General features: G+C 71.3%; 14 protein-coding genes and 1 pseudogene. 6 read left to right on the top strand and 9 right to left on the bottom strand.

What is annotated here, in order from left to right:
• Positions 1-420, top strand: a pseudogene (eno, locus tag AC21LY_RS16015) (phosphopyruvate hydratase); the annotation flags it as partial.
• A gap of 39 nt (positions 421-459) precedes the next feature.
• On the opposite strand, the gene AC21LY_RS16010 reads toward eno, so the two are convergent.
• Together AC21LY_RS16010 and glpK are read right to left on the bottom strand one after the other, a co-directional pair.
• Positions 460-1,617, bottom strand: coding sequence for an aminotransferase-like domain-containing protein (locus AC21LY_RS16010; RefSeq protein ID WP_489047516.1), 1,158 nt, complete (start codon positions 1,615-1,617; stop codon positions 460-462).
• Between the two features lie 219 nt (positions 1,618-1,836).
• Entirely contained in the window at positions 1,837-3,402 is a 1,566-nt protein-coding gene (gene glpK / locus AC21LY_RS16005) for a glycerol kinase GlpK (RefSeq protein ID WP_489047514.1), read from the bottom strand.
• A 27-nt stretch (positions 3,403-3,429) separates the two neighbouring features.
• Between glpK and AC21LY_RS16000 the strand changes: the two genes are divergently transcribed.
• The gene (locus tag AC21LY_RS16000; protein ID WP_489047513.1) at positions 3,430-5,244 is read left to right on the top strand and encodes a glycerol-3-phosphate dehydrogenase/oxidase; all 1,815 of its coding nucleotides are present in this window, start codon (positions 3,430-3,432) and stop codon (positions 5,242-5,244) included.
• On the opposite strand, the gene AC21LY_RS15995 is transcribed toward AC21LY_RS16000, so the two are convergent.
• A complete protein-coding gene (locus AC21LY_RS15995) occupies positions 5,245-5,811 on the bottom strand; it encodes an META domain-containing protein (RefSeq protein ID WP_489047511.1) in 567 nt (188 codons plus the stop codon). It lies immediately after the preceding gene.
• Between the two features lie 51 nt (positions 5,812-5,862).
• Complete coding sequence (locus AC21LY_RS15990) at positions 5,863-7,386, bottom strand: MDR family MFS transporter (RefSeq protein WP_489047546.1); 1,524 nt, start codon at positions 7,384-7,386, stop codon at positions 5,863-5,865.
• A 172-nt stretch (positions 7,387-7,558) separates the two neighbouring features.
• On the opposite strand from AC21LY_RS15990, the gene AC21LY_RS15985 reads away from it, so the two are divergent.
• The gene (locus AC21LY_RS15985) at positions 7,559-8,002 is read left to right on the top strand and encodes an SRPBCC domain-containing protein (RefSeq protein WP_489047510.1); all 444 of its coding nucleotides are present in this window, start codon (positions 7,559-7,561) and stop codon (positions 8,000-8,002) included.
• Positions 8,003-8,018: 16 nt separating this feature from the next.
• On the opposite strand, the gene AC21LY_RS15980 is transcribed toward AC21LY_RS15985, so the two are convergent.
• The 3 genes from AC21LY_RS15980 to AC21LY_RS15970 all read right to left on the bottom strand — a co-directional run bounded on the left by AC21LY_RS15980 (position 8,019) and on the right by AC21LY_RS15970 (position 13,425).
• On the bottom strand, positions 8,019-8,228 hold the full coding sequence (locus AC21LY_RS15980; protein ID WP_489047508.1) for a dodecin: 210 nt from the start codon (positions 8,226-8,228) through the stop codon (positions 8,019-8,021).
• A gap of 97 nt (positions 8,229-8,325) precedes the next feature.
• Positions 8,326-8,715, bottom strand: a complete 390-nt coding sequence (locus AC21LY_RS15975) for a PaaI family thioesterase (RefSeq protein ID WP_489047507.1) — start codon at positions 8,713-8,715, stop codon at positions 8,326-8,328.
• A gap of 249 nt (positions 8,716-8,964) precedes the next feature.
• Positions 8,965-13,425: an ATP-dependent helicase gene (locus tag AC21LY_RS15970; RefSeq protein WP_489047506.1), complete on the bottom strand. Its 4,461-nt coding sequence runs from the start codon at positions 13,423-13,425 to the stop codon at positions 8,965-8,967.
• 133 nt (positions 13,426-13,558) lie between these two features.
• On the opposite strand from AC21LY_RS15970, the gene AC21LY_RS15965 reads away from it, so the two are divergent.
• The 3 genes from AC21LY_RS15965 (at position 13,559) to AC21LY_RS15955 (ending at position 14,921) form a co-directional block, all read left to right on the top strand.
• Complete coding sequence (locus tag AC21LY_RS15965; protein ID WP_489047505.1) at positions 13,559-14,179, top strand: LGFP repeat-containing protein; 621 nt, start codon at positions 13,559-13,561, stop codon at positions 14,177-14,179.
• A gap of 71 nt (positions 14,180-14,250) precedes the next feature.
• Positions 14,251-14,514, top strand: coding sequence for a type II toxin-antitoxin system Phd/YefM family antitoxin (locus tag AC21LY_RS15960; protein ID WP_489047503.1), 264 nt, complete (start codon positions 14,251-14,253; stop codon positions 14,512-14,514).
• Positions 14,511-14,921, top strand: coding sequence for a type II toxin-antitoxin system VapC family toxin (locus AC21LY_RS15955; protein WP_489047502.1), 411 nt, complete (start codon positions 14,511-14,513; stop codon positions 14,919-14,921). Before AC21LY_RS15960 ends, AC21LY_RS15955 begins: the two co-directional genes overlap by 4 nt.
• Before the next feature lie 14 nt (positions 14,922-14,935).
• Here the strand turns inward: AC21LY_RS15955 and AC21LY_RS15950 are convergent, their stop codons facing one another.
• Both AC21LY_RS15950 and AC21LY_RS15945 read right to left on the bottom strand, forming a co-directional pair.
• On the bottom strand, positions 14,936-15,337 hold the full coding sequence (locus AC21LY_RS15950) for a hypothetical protein (RefSeq protein ID WP_489047501.1): 402 nt from the start codon (positions 15,335-15,337) through the stop codon (positions 14,936-14,938).
• 43 nt (positions 15,338-15,380) lie between these two features.
• On the bottom strand, positions 15,381-15,608 hold the full coding sequence (locus AC21LY_RS15945) for a hypothetical protein (protein ID WP_489047500.1): 228 nt from the start codon (positions 15,606-15,608) through the stop codon (positions 15,381-15,383).
• Positions 15,609-15,625: the final 17 nt, after the last annotated feature.

Here is a 15,625-nt window from a genome sequence, read left to right as displayed (position 1 = left end):
GAGGATGATTGGCAGGGGTGGGTTGATCTGACCGACGCTGTCGGGGACAAGGTGCAGTTGGTCGGTGATGACCTGTTCGTGACCAACCCGGAGCGCTTGGAGGACGGTATCGCCCGTGGCGCCGCCAATGCGTTGTTGGTGAAGGTCAACCAGATCGGCACGCTGACCGAGACTCTCGACGCGGTGGCCCTGGCCCATAACAATGGGTACAAGACGATGATGAGTCACCGCTCCGGGGAGACGGAGGACACCACCATCGCCGATCTGGCGGTGGCGGTGGGTTCCGGTCAGATCAAGACCGGTGCGCCGGCGCGGTCGGAGCGGGTGGCGAAGTACAACCAGTTGCTGCGGATCGAGGAGGAGTTGGGGGATGCGGCGCGGTACGCCGGCGACACCGCCTTCCCCCGCTACGGCGCGTGACCGTAAGGTCGCGTGACCGACTCGGCGCCTAGCGCTTGATCACAGCACCGTCGACAATCGCCGGACGGCCTCGCGGAGGTCGTCCGGCGATGTCGTGGTGAAGCACAACCGCAGCGCGTGGTCGAGGTCGCGACCCACGGCGAAGGCGGACCCCGGAACGTAGGCGACGCCGGCCTCCACCGCCCTGGTGAGTCGCGCGGATGCTGAAGTCCCGTCGACGAATTCGCCCCAGAGGAACATTCCGCCCTCCGGAGTCGTGACCTTCAACCGGTCGCCGAAGGCGTCGACGAGGGCGGCGTGCAGCGCGAGGGCGCGCTCGCTGTACACGGCGCGGATCCGCCCGACGTGCCCGTCCAGCCATGCCGTATCCGCAAGCAGCTCCGCCGCGATCGACTGCGTCAGGCTCGAACCGCACAGGTCGGCACCCTGTTTGAGCCGTTCGACCAGGGCGAGCACCGTCGGATCGCCGTGCATCCACCCCACGCGCAGCGAGGGCGCGACGATCTTCGACGCGCTCGACAGGCGCAGCACCCGGTCGGAGAAGGAGGCGAGGGGCGGCACCGTCGAACCTGCGAGCCGCAACTCTCCGTACGGATCGTCTTCGATGATCCAGAAGCCGAATTCGTCGGCAAGACTCGCCAATTCGCGCCGTCGGTCCTCGGCGAGCGTCGCGCCGCCGGGGTTGTGGAAGTTCGAGACCGTGTGCACGATCCGGACGCGCTCGCGCTCGAGGATCGGCCGCAGTTCGTCGACGCGCATCCCGTCCGCGTCCATCGGGACGCCCACGAGCCGCGCGCGGGTGGTGTCGAAGGCCTGGAGCGCGCCGATGTACCCGGGATCCTCGACGATCACCGTGTCGCCGGGATCCAGCAGGGCCTGCGCGAGGAGCGCGAGCGCCTGCTGCGAGCCGTGCGTCACGACGACGGCGCCCGCATCGCGCCCGAGTTTCGCGGACTCGCGGGCGTGCACCACGTCCCGCAGCGCCGGCGCGCCCGTCGTCAGGCCGTACTGCAACGTCGACGGTGACCGCAACGCCGCCTCCGCGGCGCGCGCCACGCGGTCGGCGGGGAGGAGTTCCGAGGAGGGGAGGCCGCCGGCGAGCGAGAGGACGCCGGGCTGCTCGGTGACCGCGAGCAGATCACGGATCGCAGAGCCGCGCACGGCGCGGACGGACAGGGAGCCTCGTTCTTCGGACATGTGAGCACTCTCGCATCCGTGGTCTCAATTGTCGAGAATATAGTCTCGATATGTGAGACGCAATCGTGCGCGCCAGGTGGCGTCTCCCTAGCGGGCGGTGCACAGCCTCCGCGTGTCGTGCATTCCCTACGTCCACGGACCTGGGGAGATGGTCGCCCCGCTAGGGGGCGCGCGGGGGTGGGAGGCCCGCTAGGGGGGCGCGGGGGTGGGAGGCCGGGGTCAGGCCCAGTCCAGGGTTCGCTCGACGGCGCGGTTCCACTCGCCGAAGAGGTACTCGCGCTCCTGTGCGGGCATCGTCGGCAACCAGCGCTGATCCTCCGCCCAGTTGGTGCGGATCTCCTCGAGCGTCCAGACGCCGGTGGCGTAGCCCGCGGCGTAGGCGGCGCCGAGCGCCGTCGTCTCGATGACCTGCGGCCGGATCACCGGGACGTCGAGGATGTCCGCCTGGAACTGCATCAGCGTGTCGTTGACGACCATGCCGCCGTCGACGCGCAGCTCGGTGAGCGGGATTCCACTGTCGCGGTTCATGGCATCGATCACCTCGCGCGACTGGTAGGCCGTGGCCTCGAGTGCCGCCCGCGCGATGTGCCGCTTGTCGGAGAAGCGCGTCAGTCCGACGATGACGCCACGGGCGTCCGGTCGCCAGCGCGGCGCGAACAGGCCGGAGAAGGCGGGCACGACGTAGACCCCGCCGTTGTCGGGGACGCCGGTGGCGAGCCCCTCGATCTCGGGGGCCGAGGAGATGATGCCGAGATTGTCGCGCAGCCACTGCACCAGTGAGCCGCTCACCGCGACGGATCCCTCGAGCGCGTAGACAGTGGGCTCGTCGCCCAGCTTGTAGCAGACCGTCGTGAGCAGCCCGTGCTCGCTGAAGACGGGCCGTTCGCCGGTGTTGATCAGGAGGAAGTTGCCCGTGCCGTAGGTGTTCTTCGCGGTGCCCGGATCGAGCGCCGCCTGGCCGAACATCGCGGCCTGCTGGTCGCCGAGGATACCGGCGATGGGCACGCCGCCGAAGACGCCGCGTTCGCGGACGGTGCCGTAGACCTCGGCGCTGGAACGGATCTCGGGCAGCATGGACATGGGGATGCCCATCGCCGCGCAGGTCGCCGGATCCCAGGTGCCGTCCGCGAGGTTCATCAGCATGGTCCGCGAGGCGTTGGTGATGTCCGTGACGTGCAGGGGGCGCCTCGCCGGCGAGTCCACATCGCCCGTGTTCGAGCGGAAGTCGTCGTCGGTGGTCAGGTTCCACACCAGCCAGGAGTCGACCGTCCCCGCGCACAGCTCGCCCCGCTCGGCGCGCTCGCGGGCACCGTCGACGTGGTCGAGGATCCAGGCGATCTTGGGCCCGGAGAAGTACGTGGACAGCGGCAGCCCGCACGAGGCCCGGAACCGGTCGCGGTCCGGCTCGTCGAGCCCGACGGCGGCGAGCTCCTCGCACAGCGCGTCCGTCCGGGTGTCCTGCCAGACGATGGCGTTGTGGATCGGCTCGCCGGTGGCCCGGTCCCACACCACCACCGTCTCGCGCTGATTGGTGATGCCGACCGCGGCGATGTCCGCGGCGGTCAGGTCGGACGCGGCGAGCGCCTCCGCACACACGAGACGCGTGTTCAGCCATATCTGCGTGGCGTCATGCTCCACCCAGCCACCGCGTGGGAAGATCTGGTCGTGTTCCCGTTGTTCGGAAGCCACGATGGTTCCGCGCCGGTCGAAGATGATGCACCGCGTCGAGCTGGTGCCCTGATCGATGGCGGCGACGAACTGCGGGTCGCGCGAGGAAAGAGCCACGACCGAATACTGACATGGTGATCACTGATGAATGCTGCCAACCCTGAAACAGCCACGACACCGGGTACTTCCGGGTCGGCCTTCGCAGGCGTCGCGGCCACCGCGTCGCTGCTCTCGCCGGAGTACCGGGCCCGCGCGTGGGACCTGCTCGGCTCCGAGGAGTTCGACGTCGTCGTGATCGGTGGCGGCATCGTCGGGGCGGGCTCGGCGCTGGACGCCGCGACCCGCGGCCTCAAGGTGGCCCTCGTCGAGGCGCGGGACTTCGCGTCGGGCACCAGCTCGCGCAGCTCGAAGATGTTCCACGGCGGCCTGCGCTACCTGGAGCAGCTGGAGTTCGGTCTGGTCCGCGAGGCGCTGCACGAGCGCGAGCTCTCCCTCTCCACGCTGTCGCCGCATCTGGTCAAGCCGCTGCCGTTCCTGTTCCCGCTCACCAAGCGTCTCGTCGAGCGGCCGTACATGGCCGCCGGCTTCTTCCTGTACGACACCATGGGCGGGGCGAAGACGGTGCCCGCGCAGAAGCACCTCACCCGCGCCGGGGCGCTGCGCCTGGCGCCGGGCCTCAAGCGCGGCGCCCTCGTCGGCGGCATCCGGTACTTCGACACGGTCGTCGACGACGCCCGGCACACGATGACGGTGGCCCGCACCGCCGCGCACTACGGCGCCGTCGTCCGCACGTCGACGCAGGTCGTGGACTTCCTCCGCGAGGCCGACCGGGTCTCGGGCGTAGTGGTGCGCGACAGCGAGACGGGCGCGACGACGGAGATCCGCTCCACGGTCGTCATCAACGCCACCGGCGTGTGGACCGACGAGCTGCAGGCGCTCTCGCACCAGAAGGGACGGTTCCGGGTGCGCGCGTCCAAGGGCGTGCACATCCTCGTGCCCCGCGATCGGATCGTCAGCGATGTCGCGCTGATCCTGCGTACGGAGAAGAGCGTGCTGTTCGTGATCCCGTGGGGCATCCACTGGATCATCGGCACCACCGACACCGACTGGAACCTGGATCTCGCGCACCCCGCGGCCACCGCGACCGACATCGACTACATTCTCGACCACGTCAACAAGGTGCTCATCACCGAGCTCACCCGGGACGACATCACCGGGGTGTACGCGGGTCTGCGACCCCTGCTGGCCGGAGAGTCCGACGAGACCAGCAAGCTCTCGCGCGAGCACGCCGTCGCCGCGATCGCACCGGGCCTGGTCACCATCGCGGGCGGCAAGTACACCACCTATCGCGTGATGGCCTCGGACGCCGTGGACGCCGCCGAGGCGTACCTGCCGCACAAGATCCCCGCGTCGTGCACCGAGAAGGTGCCGCTACTGGGTGCCGACGGCTACTACGCGCTCACCAACCAGACCACGTCGATCGCCCGCGAGTACGACGTGCATCCGCACCGCGTGACGCACCTGCTCAACCGGTACGGCTCGCTCATCGGCGACGTCCTCGCGCTCGCGGAGAACGACCGCGGGCTGCTCGAGCCGCTGGCCGGCGCGCCGCAGTACCTGCGGGTGGAGGCGCTGTACGCCGCGAAGGCGGAGGGCGCGCTGCACCTGGAGGACGTGCTGGCGCGGCGCACCCGCATCTCCATCGAGTACCCCGACCGCGGCCTGGAGGCGGCCGCCGAGGTCGCGGAGATCATCGCGCCGGTGCTCGGCTGGTCGGCGGAGGAGGTCGCCGCGGAACTCGAGAACTACGGCGCGCGGGTGGCCGCCGAGATCGAGTCGCAGAGCATGCCGGACGACGAGACCGCGGACGCGCTGCGCGCCGCCGCCCCCGAGGCGCGCGGCGAGATCCTCGAGCCCGTTCCGGTCCCGGACGGCGAGACGCAGGCGATCAGGCGCTGATCAGCGCGCCGGGGCGCCGACGGCCGACGGTGCCGGAGCCGCCCCGGACGACGTGGCCGCCGCGGAGGGCACCGTCGACGGTGCCGCGGGCGCGGACGAGGGGCTCACCGGGGTCAGGACGAAGGTCCACACCCGGTTGTTCTCGGGATCGGTGAGTACCAGCTCGGTGCCGTTGCGCGACCAGATGCGCTCGCCCTTGAGGGCCTCGCTGATCGCGGTCTGCGTGCCCTTCGGGTCCGGGCAGTACATCATCGTGGCCGCCAGGCCGGCGCCGAAGTCGACCCGGTCCGCGGTGGTCAGCGAGGACGCCGTGCCGATCAGGTTGTTGCACGAGTCGTTGCCCGTGATGTTCGAGCCCTGCACCCGGAACCAGGCCTGGGGGTCGGTCTTCAGGCGCCACTGCGCGCCCACGAGGGCGGCCTTCGACGGTGCGGCGGACGGCTTCGGCGTGCCGGAGGCGCTGGGCGAGGAGCTGGGGTCGGCGCCCGCGGACGCCGCGCAGCCGGCCGTGAGGACAGCGGCACCCGCGAGAAGAGGAAGGACGAGGGAGGCGGACTTTCGCGTCATACCCGCGATTATGCCGCCTCCCTCGTCACAAGGGAAACTCCAGTAACAACCCTAGTGGGTCTTACCGGCCTTTGCGGGCTCCTTCTCGGCATCCGTATCGACGCCCGCCGGGGTGGCTTCCATGTCCAGCGTCGTGCGCAGCGGCTTGTTCGGCAGCAGCGCGACGGCGGCGAGCGTGACGATCGCGCACGCGGTCGCGACCAGGAAGATCCGGCCCGTGGCGTCGCCGAACGCGGCGTTGGTGATCGCCTGGAACGCGGGGTTGTGCGGATCGGGGAGCACGCGGTGCTCGATCGCGCCCGCCTTGACCAGGTCCGTGACCCGGGCGGTGAGGACCGCGCCCAGCGCGGACACGCCGATCGCACCGCCGAAGGTCCGGAAGAAGGCGACCGAACTCGACGCCGCGCCGATGTTCTGCACGCTGACCGTGTTCTGCACGGCCAGCACCAGGTTCTGCATCAGGGCGCCGACGCCGAGGCCCATGATCGCGATGTACAGCTGCACCTGCCAGATCGGGGTCAGGTGGTCGATCGTGCTGAGCAGGGCGAACCCGGCGACCATGACGATCGCGCCGCCCACCACGAACTGCTTCCACTTGCCGGACCGGGTGATCAACTGGCCGGAGACGACGGAGGAGAACAGCATGCCCAGCACCATCGGAATGGTGAGGACGCCGGCCATCGTTGGGCTGTAGCCGCGCGAGTTCTGGAAGTACAGGCCCAGGAAGGACATGGCGCCGAACATGCCGACGCCGACGGCGATCGAGGCGATGATCGCCAGCGCGGTGGTGCGCTCGGCGATGATCGTCAGCGGGATGATCGGATCCTTGGCACGCTGCTCCACGAGCACGGTCGCGACGAGCAGGGCGATGCCGGCGGCCAGGTAGGCGGCCGTCGAGGTGGAGACCCAGCCGTAGTTCTTGCCGGCGAACGAGACCCAGATGAGCAGCACGGAGACGCCCGCGGTCAGCAGCATCGCGCCGAGCCAGTCGATGGAGACGTCGTCCTGACGGTTCGACGGCAGGTGCAGGGTCCGCTGGATCAGCACCAGCGCGGCGACGGCCAGCGGCACGCTGACGTAGAAGCACCAGCGCCAGCCGATGTGGTCCGTGATGACGCCGCCCAGGATCGGGCCGCCGGCCATCGAGACGGCCATGACCGCGCCCATGTAGCCGGAGTAGCGGCCGCGCTCGCGGGGCGGGATGATGCTGCCGATGATGGCGACCACGAGCGCCGTCAGGCCGCCCATGCCGATGCCCTGGATGACGCGCGCGACCATCAGGATCTCGATGTTCGGCGTCGCGCCCGCGAGCACCGAGCCGACCACGAAGATGACGATCGCGGACTGGACCAGGACCTTCTTGTTGAACAGGTCGGCGAGCTTGCCCCAGATGGGCGTGGAGGCCGCGTTGGCCAGGAGCGCCGTGGTGATCACCCACGAGAAAGCCGTGGTGGAGGCGCCGAGATCGGCGATGATCCGCGGGAGCGCGGTCGACACGACGGTGGTGCTGAGCAGTGCGGTGAACAGGGCGGCGAGCAGGCCCGCCATGACCTCGAGGATCTCCCGGTGGGTCATGGGCGCTGCGGACGGGGGTGGCGTCTCCGCCATGGTCTCGGACATCGGACCTCTTTCAAAGATCTAAGCAATAACGTGCAGGGTGCAACTGTAACGTCGACGAAGATATTCCGCCAGCTCATTAGTGTGTGATGCGTCTCGTATGTCGTGGAACGTGTTCTACCGTGGTGGCATGGCCTTCACCATCGACCACCGCCGCGAGATCGCCGCGCCACCCGCACTCGTCTGGCAGGCGCTCACCGACTTCGACGCCTATCCGCAGTGGAACCCGTTCGCGGTCGAGGTGCGCTGCGATCTGCGCCCTGGCGCCCCCATCGTCATGCGGGTGAAGCTGCGCCCGCCGAGGGTGATGACGCAGAAGGAGTACATCGTCTCCGTGGACGAGGGGCGCGGCTTCGCCTACGCCATGAAGCCGGCCCCCGCCGGCCTGCTGCGCAGCATCCGCGAGCAGGGCATCGTCGACCTCGGGGACGGGCGGTCGCGCTACACCTCGCACTTCCAGCTCGACGGCCCGCTCGCGCCCGTCGTCGGGGCCCTCCTCGGCGCGGACCTGCGCCGCGGCTTCGACGGCAACGTCGACGGCCTCGTCCGGCGCGCGGAGTTCCTCGCGCGCTGACCCTTCGCGCTCGGTCTCAGCCGTCCATCCGGAAGCCGATCTTGAGCGTCACCTGGGTATGCGCGACGGCGCCGTTCTCGATGTGCCCGCGGGTGGAGACCACCTCGAACCACTCCAGGTTCCGCATGGTCTGCGCGGCACGGTCGACCGCGTTGGCGATGGCCGCGTCGTACCCCTCGGTGGAGGTGCCGACGACTTCGATGACTCGGTACACGTTGTTCGTCATACCTGTCCATACTCCGCTTCCCGGGCCGCCGGGGTGGCGGAACGGTGAGGTCGCTGTCGCGGGCGCCGCGGGGACGCTACCGCGCGGGGCACGGGCGCTACTGCGCGCGGGCGCGGCGGGTGAACCGGGCGCTCGCGCGGGCCACCACCCGGTCCTCGTCGTCCGTGACGCGGATGACGAACAGATCCTCCTTCGGCAACCGCTCGCCGACGCTCGCCTCGGCCCGCAGACGGTCGCCGAGCCGCGTGGGGCGCAGGTAGTCGATGTGGATCGCGCTGGCGACGCCCGTGTGCTCGTCGTCGTTCGCAGCCGCCGCGACGGCCGTGCCGACCAGCGCGAAGACGAACGCGCCGTGCGTGGTGTCGTGCGGGTTGAGGTGGTCCTCGGTGACCGTCGCCGTCGAGACGGCCCGGCCGCCGCCGTGCCCTGCGACCTCGATCCCGAGGAACCTCGCGTAGTGGTCGACGGGCTGCTGCGGAGTGCTCATCGATCCATCATCGCCGATCGCGGATGGGCGGATGCGAGCGCGGCGTGCGTGGCCACGTGGACCGGCACGGGCCAGGGGTGGAGGCGGCGAGCGGGATCCCGGTCATCCAATGGCGCTGGGTCGATTGGCACGTCGTTCGCACGGCACATGCCGTTGGCGCAGTTCGAGCAGTCGGTGTGAAAGTTGAGTGGCTGAGCGGACAGCGAATTGAACTACTCAACTTCGCGGTCGACCCTTGTTTTGAACCACTCAACTTCGGATGCGCAGGCCCTTGGGGGTGCGGGCGAAGCCGGCGGCGGCGAGAGCGCCGGCCAGGGGAGAGGTGAGGGCGGGGGCACCGTCGACCTTCTCGATGGTGAGGCCCCCGATCCTGGGCGCGGCGCCGGCGAGCGCCGTCAGGGCGGCTTCCGGAGCGTCGGTGAAGGTCAGCAGCGTGCGGCCGCCGCGCTCGACGAAGAGCGCCAGCGCACCGTCGACCAGGACGACGACGGCGCCGGCCTTGCGGCCGGGGCGCGCCCCCTCGTCGCCGCGGTCGGGCCAGGGGAGGGCGGCGCCGTACGGGTTGGCCGGGTCGGTGGCGGCGAGGACCCGCGCGGAGGTCTCGCCCCGCTGCTCGGCCCGCTCGAGCGCGGACGCCGCGTCCCGCAGGGCGTCGACGGTGCCGCCCCGCGCGAACTGGGCGGCACCGAGACGCTCGATGAAGTAGCCGCGGCGTGCCTTGCCGGACTCCTCGAACGCGGCGAGGGTGCGGTACACGCGGGCGAAGCCGCCTTCGACGTGCTCGGCCATCACCGCGCCGCGGGTGACCACGCCGTACCGTTCCAGCAACTGCTCGGCGATGGCCGCGGACTGTTCAGTGGCGCTCGCCTCGGCCGGCGCGGGCGGTAGGGACCACCGTCCGGCGACCATGGGCGGCGCCTGATCGACCGCCACCCGGTAGCGCGCCCGCGGCGTCCTCCGCGCCGTGCGGTGCGCCGTGGCCCGGCGGCCGCCGGCGAGGCGCGCCCGGACCGGCGCGAAGGTGTCGCCCGTGAGCCGGCCCGCCCAGACCAGGTCCCACAGCGCGTCCGGCGTGGCGCCGGTGAGCTGCCGGTAGAAGTAGGCGCCGCCGCCGCGGACCGCGTCCTCGATCGCCTCGTGCGGGGCGGTGGTGTCGAGGGGCGCGGGCGGGGGCAGGGTCAGCGGGGCGAGGTCGGCGGGGTGGAAGGCGATCCAGCCGTCCTGGGCGCCGATCGCGCCGTGCCCCGTCCAGACCACCTCGCCGGTGCCGGTGAGCTCGTCGAGCATCGCCGGCGAGTAGTCCGTGACGCGCTGCGGCAGCACGAGCGACTCCCACGCGGAGGCGGGGATCGGGACGCCGGCGAGCTGGTCGATGACCGCGGCGACGCCGTCGATGCCGCGCAGCGGCGCCGTGAGGTGGTGCCAGCCGGCGAGGAACTCGGCGTACGCGCGCTCGGGCACCGGCTCCACGTCCTGCCGGAGCCGGGCGAGGCTGCGCTGGCGGATGCGGCGCAGTACCTCGGCGTCGCAGAACTGCGGGATGCCGTCGCCGGGGCCGGACTCCTCCGGGACGAAGCGGCCCTCGATCACCCGCCGCGCCGCGACGAGGTCGCCGAGCGGACGCTGCACCACCGCGACGCCCAGCCCGTACCGCGCCGCGACCTCGGCGGCGGTGAACGGGCCGTGCCGGCGGGCGTACCGCGCGACCAGGTCGCCCACCGGGTCCGGCACGGCATCGGTGAAGGCCGACGCGATGCCAGGCTGCAGTGGGACGCCCAGGCCGTCGCGCAGTCGCGCCGCGTCCTCGACGGCCGCGATCCAGCCGTCGCCGTACTCGAAGACCCGGCCCGCGGCGAGGAGCTCGTCGACCGCGCCGGGGGCAGCGTCGGACCGCCCGGCGATCTCTGCGCGCGTGAGCGGGCCCAGCTCGCGGATCAGGTCCGCCACCTGCTCCGTCGTGCGGGCGCGGTAGCCGGCCGCCGTGCGCTGCAGCTGGGCCGCGATCTCCGCCAGGATCTCGGCGTCCAGCAGCTCGGTCAGCTCGACCCGGCCCAGCAGCTGGGAGAGCACCGCCGGGTCCAGGCTGAGCACCGCCGCGCGCCGCTCGGCCAGCGGCGCATCGCCCTCGTACATGAACGCGCCGACGTAGCTGAACAGCAGCGACGCGGCGAAGGGCGAGGGCGCGACCGTCTCCACCTCCGCGAGCCGGACGGTGCGCGCGTCGAGCGCGCGGTGCACCGCGATGAGTTCCGGCACGTCGTAGACGTCCTGCAGGCACTCGCGGACGGCCTCGAGCACGATGGGGAACTGCGGGTAGCCGCGCGCCACCTCGAGCAGCTGGCTGGCCCGCTGCCGCTGTTGCCACAGCGGCGCCCGCTTGCCGGGGTCGCGGCGCGGCAGCAGCAGGGCGCGGGCCGCGCACTCGCGGAACCGGGAGGCGAACAGCGCGCTCGACCCCACGGCATCGGTGACCAGCGCGTCGATCTCGTCCGGCTCGAAGCGGAAGAGCTCGGCGCCCGGCGGGGTGTCGTCGGTGTCCGGCAGCCGGACGAGGATCCCGTCGTCCGTGGCGGTGACGGCGCCGGACAGGCCCAGTTCCGCGTTCAGGCGCGCGCCGATCGCGAGCGCCCACGGCGCGTGCACCTTCATCCCGAGCGGGGAGTGCAGCGCCACCCGCCAGTCGCCGAGTTCGTCGCGGAAGCGCTCCACGACGAGGGTGCGGTCGGTCGGGAGGACGCCCGTCGCCTGCTGCTGCTCGTCGAGGAGGGCGATCAGGTTGTCGGTGGCCCACTCGCCGAGGCCCACCTGCCCAGCCCGCGCGCGCTGTTCCTGGGCGGGCAGCGCCGTGAACTCGCGGGTGAACCGGCCGATGGCGCGGCCCAGCTCGGCCGGGCGACCGACCGTGTCGCCGATCCAGAAGGGCAGCCGCCCGGGCTTGCCGAACGCGGGGGAGACCAGCACGCGATCGTGCGTGATCTCCTCGATCTTCCAGCTGGTGGCGCCGAGCGCGAAGACATCGCCCACGCGGGACTCGTAGACCATCTCCTCGTCGAGCTCGCCCACGCGGGAGGCCTTCTCGCCGATCATGAACACGCCGAACAGGCCGCGGTCGGGGATGGCGCCGCCGGACGTGACCGCGAGCCGGCCCGCGCCGGGCCGCCCCGTCAGCGTGCCGGCGTCGCGGTCCCACACCACGCGCGGCCGCAGCTCCCCGAAATCCTCGGCGGGATAGCGGCCCGAGATCAGGTCCAGCACCGCCTCGTACGCCGAGTCCGGCAGCGCGGCGTACGGATGTGCTCGCCGCACCAGGGCCAGCCACTCGTGCACGTCGAGCACGTCCATGGCCGCGGCGGCGATGGTCTGCTGGGCCAGCACGTCGAGCGGGTTGCGCGGCACGACGAGCTTCTCGATCGCGCCCTCGCGCATCCGCTGGACGGTGACGGTGCTGTGCAGCAGGTCCGTGCGGTGCTTGGGGAAGAAGACGCCGCGGCTGGGCTCGCCGACCTGGTGCCCGGCGCGGCCCACGCGCTGCAGTCCCGCGGCCACCGACGGCGGGGCCTCGACCTGGATCACCAGATCGACCGCGCCCATGTCGATCCCGAGCTCCAGGCTGGAGGTGGCGACCACGCAGCGCAGCCGGCCCGATTTCAGATCGTCCTCGATGAGCGCCCGCTGCTCCTTGCTCACCGAGCCGTGGTGCGCCCGCGCGAGCACCGCCTCCGCGCCGTGCGTCTGCCCGCTGCCGAGCACGAGCGCCGGTGAGCCGCCGGCGACGGCCGGGTTGGGCGGACCGGCATGCACTCCGGCGGCCAGCTCGTTGATCCGGGCCGTGAGTCGCTCGGCCAGCCGGCGGGAATTGGCGAAGACGATGGTGGAGCGATGCCGCTCGATCAGCTCCACGATGGCCGACTCCACGTGCGGCCACAGCGAGCCCTGCTGCACCGGCTCATCGGGATCGTCCGAGATCACGTCCAGCTCCGTCATGTCCGGGACGGGCACCGTGACGCTGAGTTCGAACTCCTTCTGCGAGGGCGGGCGCACCACCGTCGCGGGGCGCGGCCCGCCCAGGAAGGCCGCGACCTCCTGCGCCGGCTCGACGGTGGCCGACAGCCCGATCCGCTGCGCCGGCCGCTCCAGCAGCGCGTCGAGCCGCTCCAGGGACAGCGCGAGGTGGGTGCCGCGCTTGGTACCCGCGACGGCGTGCACCTCGTCGACGATCACGGTGTGCACCTGCGCCAGCGACTCGCGGGCCTGCGAGGTGAGCATGAGGAAGAGCGATTCCGGCGTGGTGATGAGGATGTCCGGCGGGGTGCGGACCAGTTGCCGCCGCTGCTGGGCGGGCGTGTCGCCCGAGCGCACCCCGACGGTGACCGCCGGCGCCGGCTCGCCCCGCCGCTCCCGGACGCGCGAGATGCCGGCGAGCGGGGCGCGCAGGTTGCGTTCCACGTCGACCGCGAGCGCCTTGAGCGGCGAGATGTAGAGCACCGACGTGCCCCGGGCATCGTCGTCCGGGGGCCGCGCGGCGAGCCGATCGAGCGCCCAGAGGAAGGCCGACAGCGTTTTGCCGGAGCCGGTGGGCGCCACCACCAGCGTGTTGTTCCCCGCCGCGATCGAGCGCCACGCGCCGGACTGCGCCGCGGTGGGCGCGGCGAAGGATTCGGTGAACCACTCGGCGGTGGCGGGCGTGAACGCCCGGAGGGCGTCCGGCATGGCTTCATCATGGCCCAGGGCACTGACAGGTGCGGCGACGCGGACGCCGGACCACGACACACCTGTGGTTGTTGTTGCCTGTGTGATTGTTGTGATTCATGATGTTCTGCAGGTACGGACCTAAGGAGCTCCTATGACCACGTACGTCTCGTCGAACAGTCACCGTCGCGCCTGGTTCCGGGGCGTCGTCGCCGCGGCGGCCCTCGCCGTGGGTATCAGCGGCGCCGTGACCGCCGTCGCCAGGGCCGACCAGAAGGTCGGGGCTTACCTGGTCAAGGGTCAGATCGAGGTCTCCTACTTCGCCACCGGCGGGGTCCCGACCTGGGGTGTGCCGCTCATCCCGGAGTCGAACGCCGGTCGCGGCGGGAAGTTCCAGACCTTCAAGAACCAGGCGTCGTTCTACTGGCACCCCGCGGCCGACGGGGGCAATGCGCACCAGGTCGGCGGCGCGATCCGGGCGAAGTGGGGCGAGAATCGGTGGGAGAACGGCCCGCTCGGCTACCCCATTACCGACGAGGTGCACGCGCGCGGCCCGTTCAACGCCGTCACCGGCGCGATGAACGCCTTCCAGGGCGGCGTCATCTACTGGTCGCCCGCCAGCGGCGCGTGGCCGGTGTGGGGCGAGATCCTCGTCAAGTGGAGCGCCGAGAAGCGCGAGTCCGGCAAGTACGGCTACCCGACGGGGCCGGAGATCCGCTCCGCGAGCGGCACCTTCTCGCAGACCTTCCAGCGCGGGGTCATCACCTGGCCCTGACGGGGCGGGGCCGGCGGCCATTCCATCTGGACGGTCTGGACAGTCTGGATGGAACGGCGGTACCGTGCGGTATGAGGGAGTGGCAGGTCCAGGAGGCCAAGCAGCGACTCAGTGAGCTGCTGCGCGCCGTCGGGACGGGGGAGCCTCAGGTGATCACCCGGCACGGCGATCCCATCGCCGTGGTCGTGGACATCGAGGACTTCCGCGCTACACACGGTGGGGAGCGGAAGCCGTCCTTCCGGGAGTTCCTCCTGTCCGCGCCGAAGGTCGACGACTTGGAGATTCCCGAGCGGACGGTGGAACCGGATCGCACGGAGAGGCTGTTCGAGGAGTGAACCGGTTCCTCTTCGACACCAACGTCATCTCCGAGCTGGTCAAGACCAGACCGAATGTCGCGCTCCTGGAGTGGATGAGCGGCGCCGCCGAGGCCGACTACATCAGCGCGCTCACGGTCGGCGAACTGCGGAAGGGCGAGCGGAAGCTGGCGCGGAGGGAGCCCGTGCGCGCCCGGCGCATCGCGGAGTGGATCGACGAGGTCGAGATCCAGTACGGTGCGCGCATCCTCGACGTGGACGTCGCCGTCGCGCAGCGCTGGGGCGAGATCTCCGCGGCCGGGCGGACGCTGCCGATCGTGGACTCACTCATCGCCGCGACGGCGATCGCGCACGATCTCACCCTGGTGACTCGGAACACGCTTGACTTCGAGGGGGTGGGCGTCCGCACGCTGAACCCGTTCGGCTGACGGCGCGCAAGCCGTCAGTCGCTGAGACCCGTGGCCTTGCGGAGGTGACTGACGCCCGGCAGCTTGTTCACGCCGCGCTGGACGTCGCTCAACCGGTTCGTGACGTCGACCAGCGGGGGGAGCACCGCGTCGAGGGTGTTGAGCGCGGGGTCGGCGACGGCGGTGAGCCGTTCGACGCGGTCGATCACGTTGTTGGCCCGCTCGATCATGTCCGCCATCGCGAGCATCACCTTCGGCAGCTCGGCGATCAGCTCGATGGTGTCCGGCGGGACGGTACTGAGCTTGCCGACACTCGTCACGGTGCGGCCGGTGTTGTTCATCGCCTTGCCGGCGGCCGCGCGCACCGAGTCGACGAGGTCGTTGACCGATTCGCTGATGCTGGGTGGGCCCTTCGGGGGCTCCGGCTTTCTCGCCATGCCACGATCATGGCGCGTCCGGCGCCCCGGCACGGGGATTTCGCTACAGCGACGCGCCGAACCGCTCCACCGCGGCGCGGGCGGTGCGCAGGCCCTCGCTGTCCGCGCCGTCGACGGTGACCTCACCGGACGGCAACAGCGTCACCTCGCCGATCGACTCGCCGGTCGTGTTGACCCGGACGGCCCAGGTGTAGGCCTCGTCGGCCAGCCAGGCGTCGGGGCGCAGTTCCGTGAGGTACCACGCCCCGACGTTCAGGCCGATCGGGTCCATGTACGAGATTCCGGGAG

The sequence above is a fragment of the Tsukamurella sp. II2bb genome (genome assembly GCF_057815145.1).
This window is presented reverse-complemented; position numbering and strand designations above follow the sequence as displayed.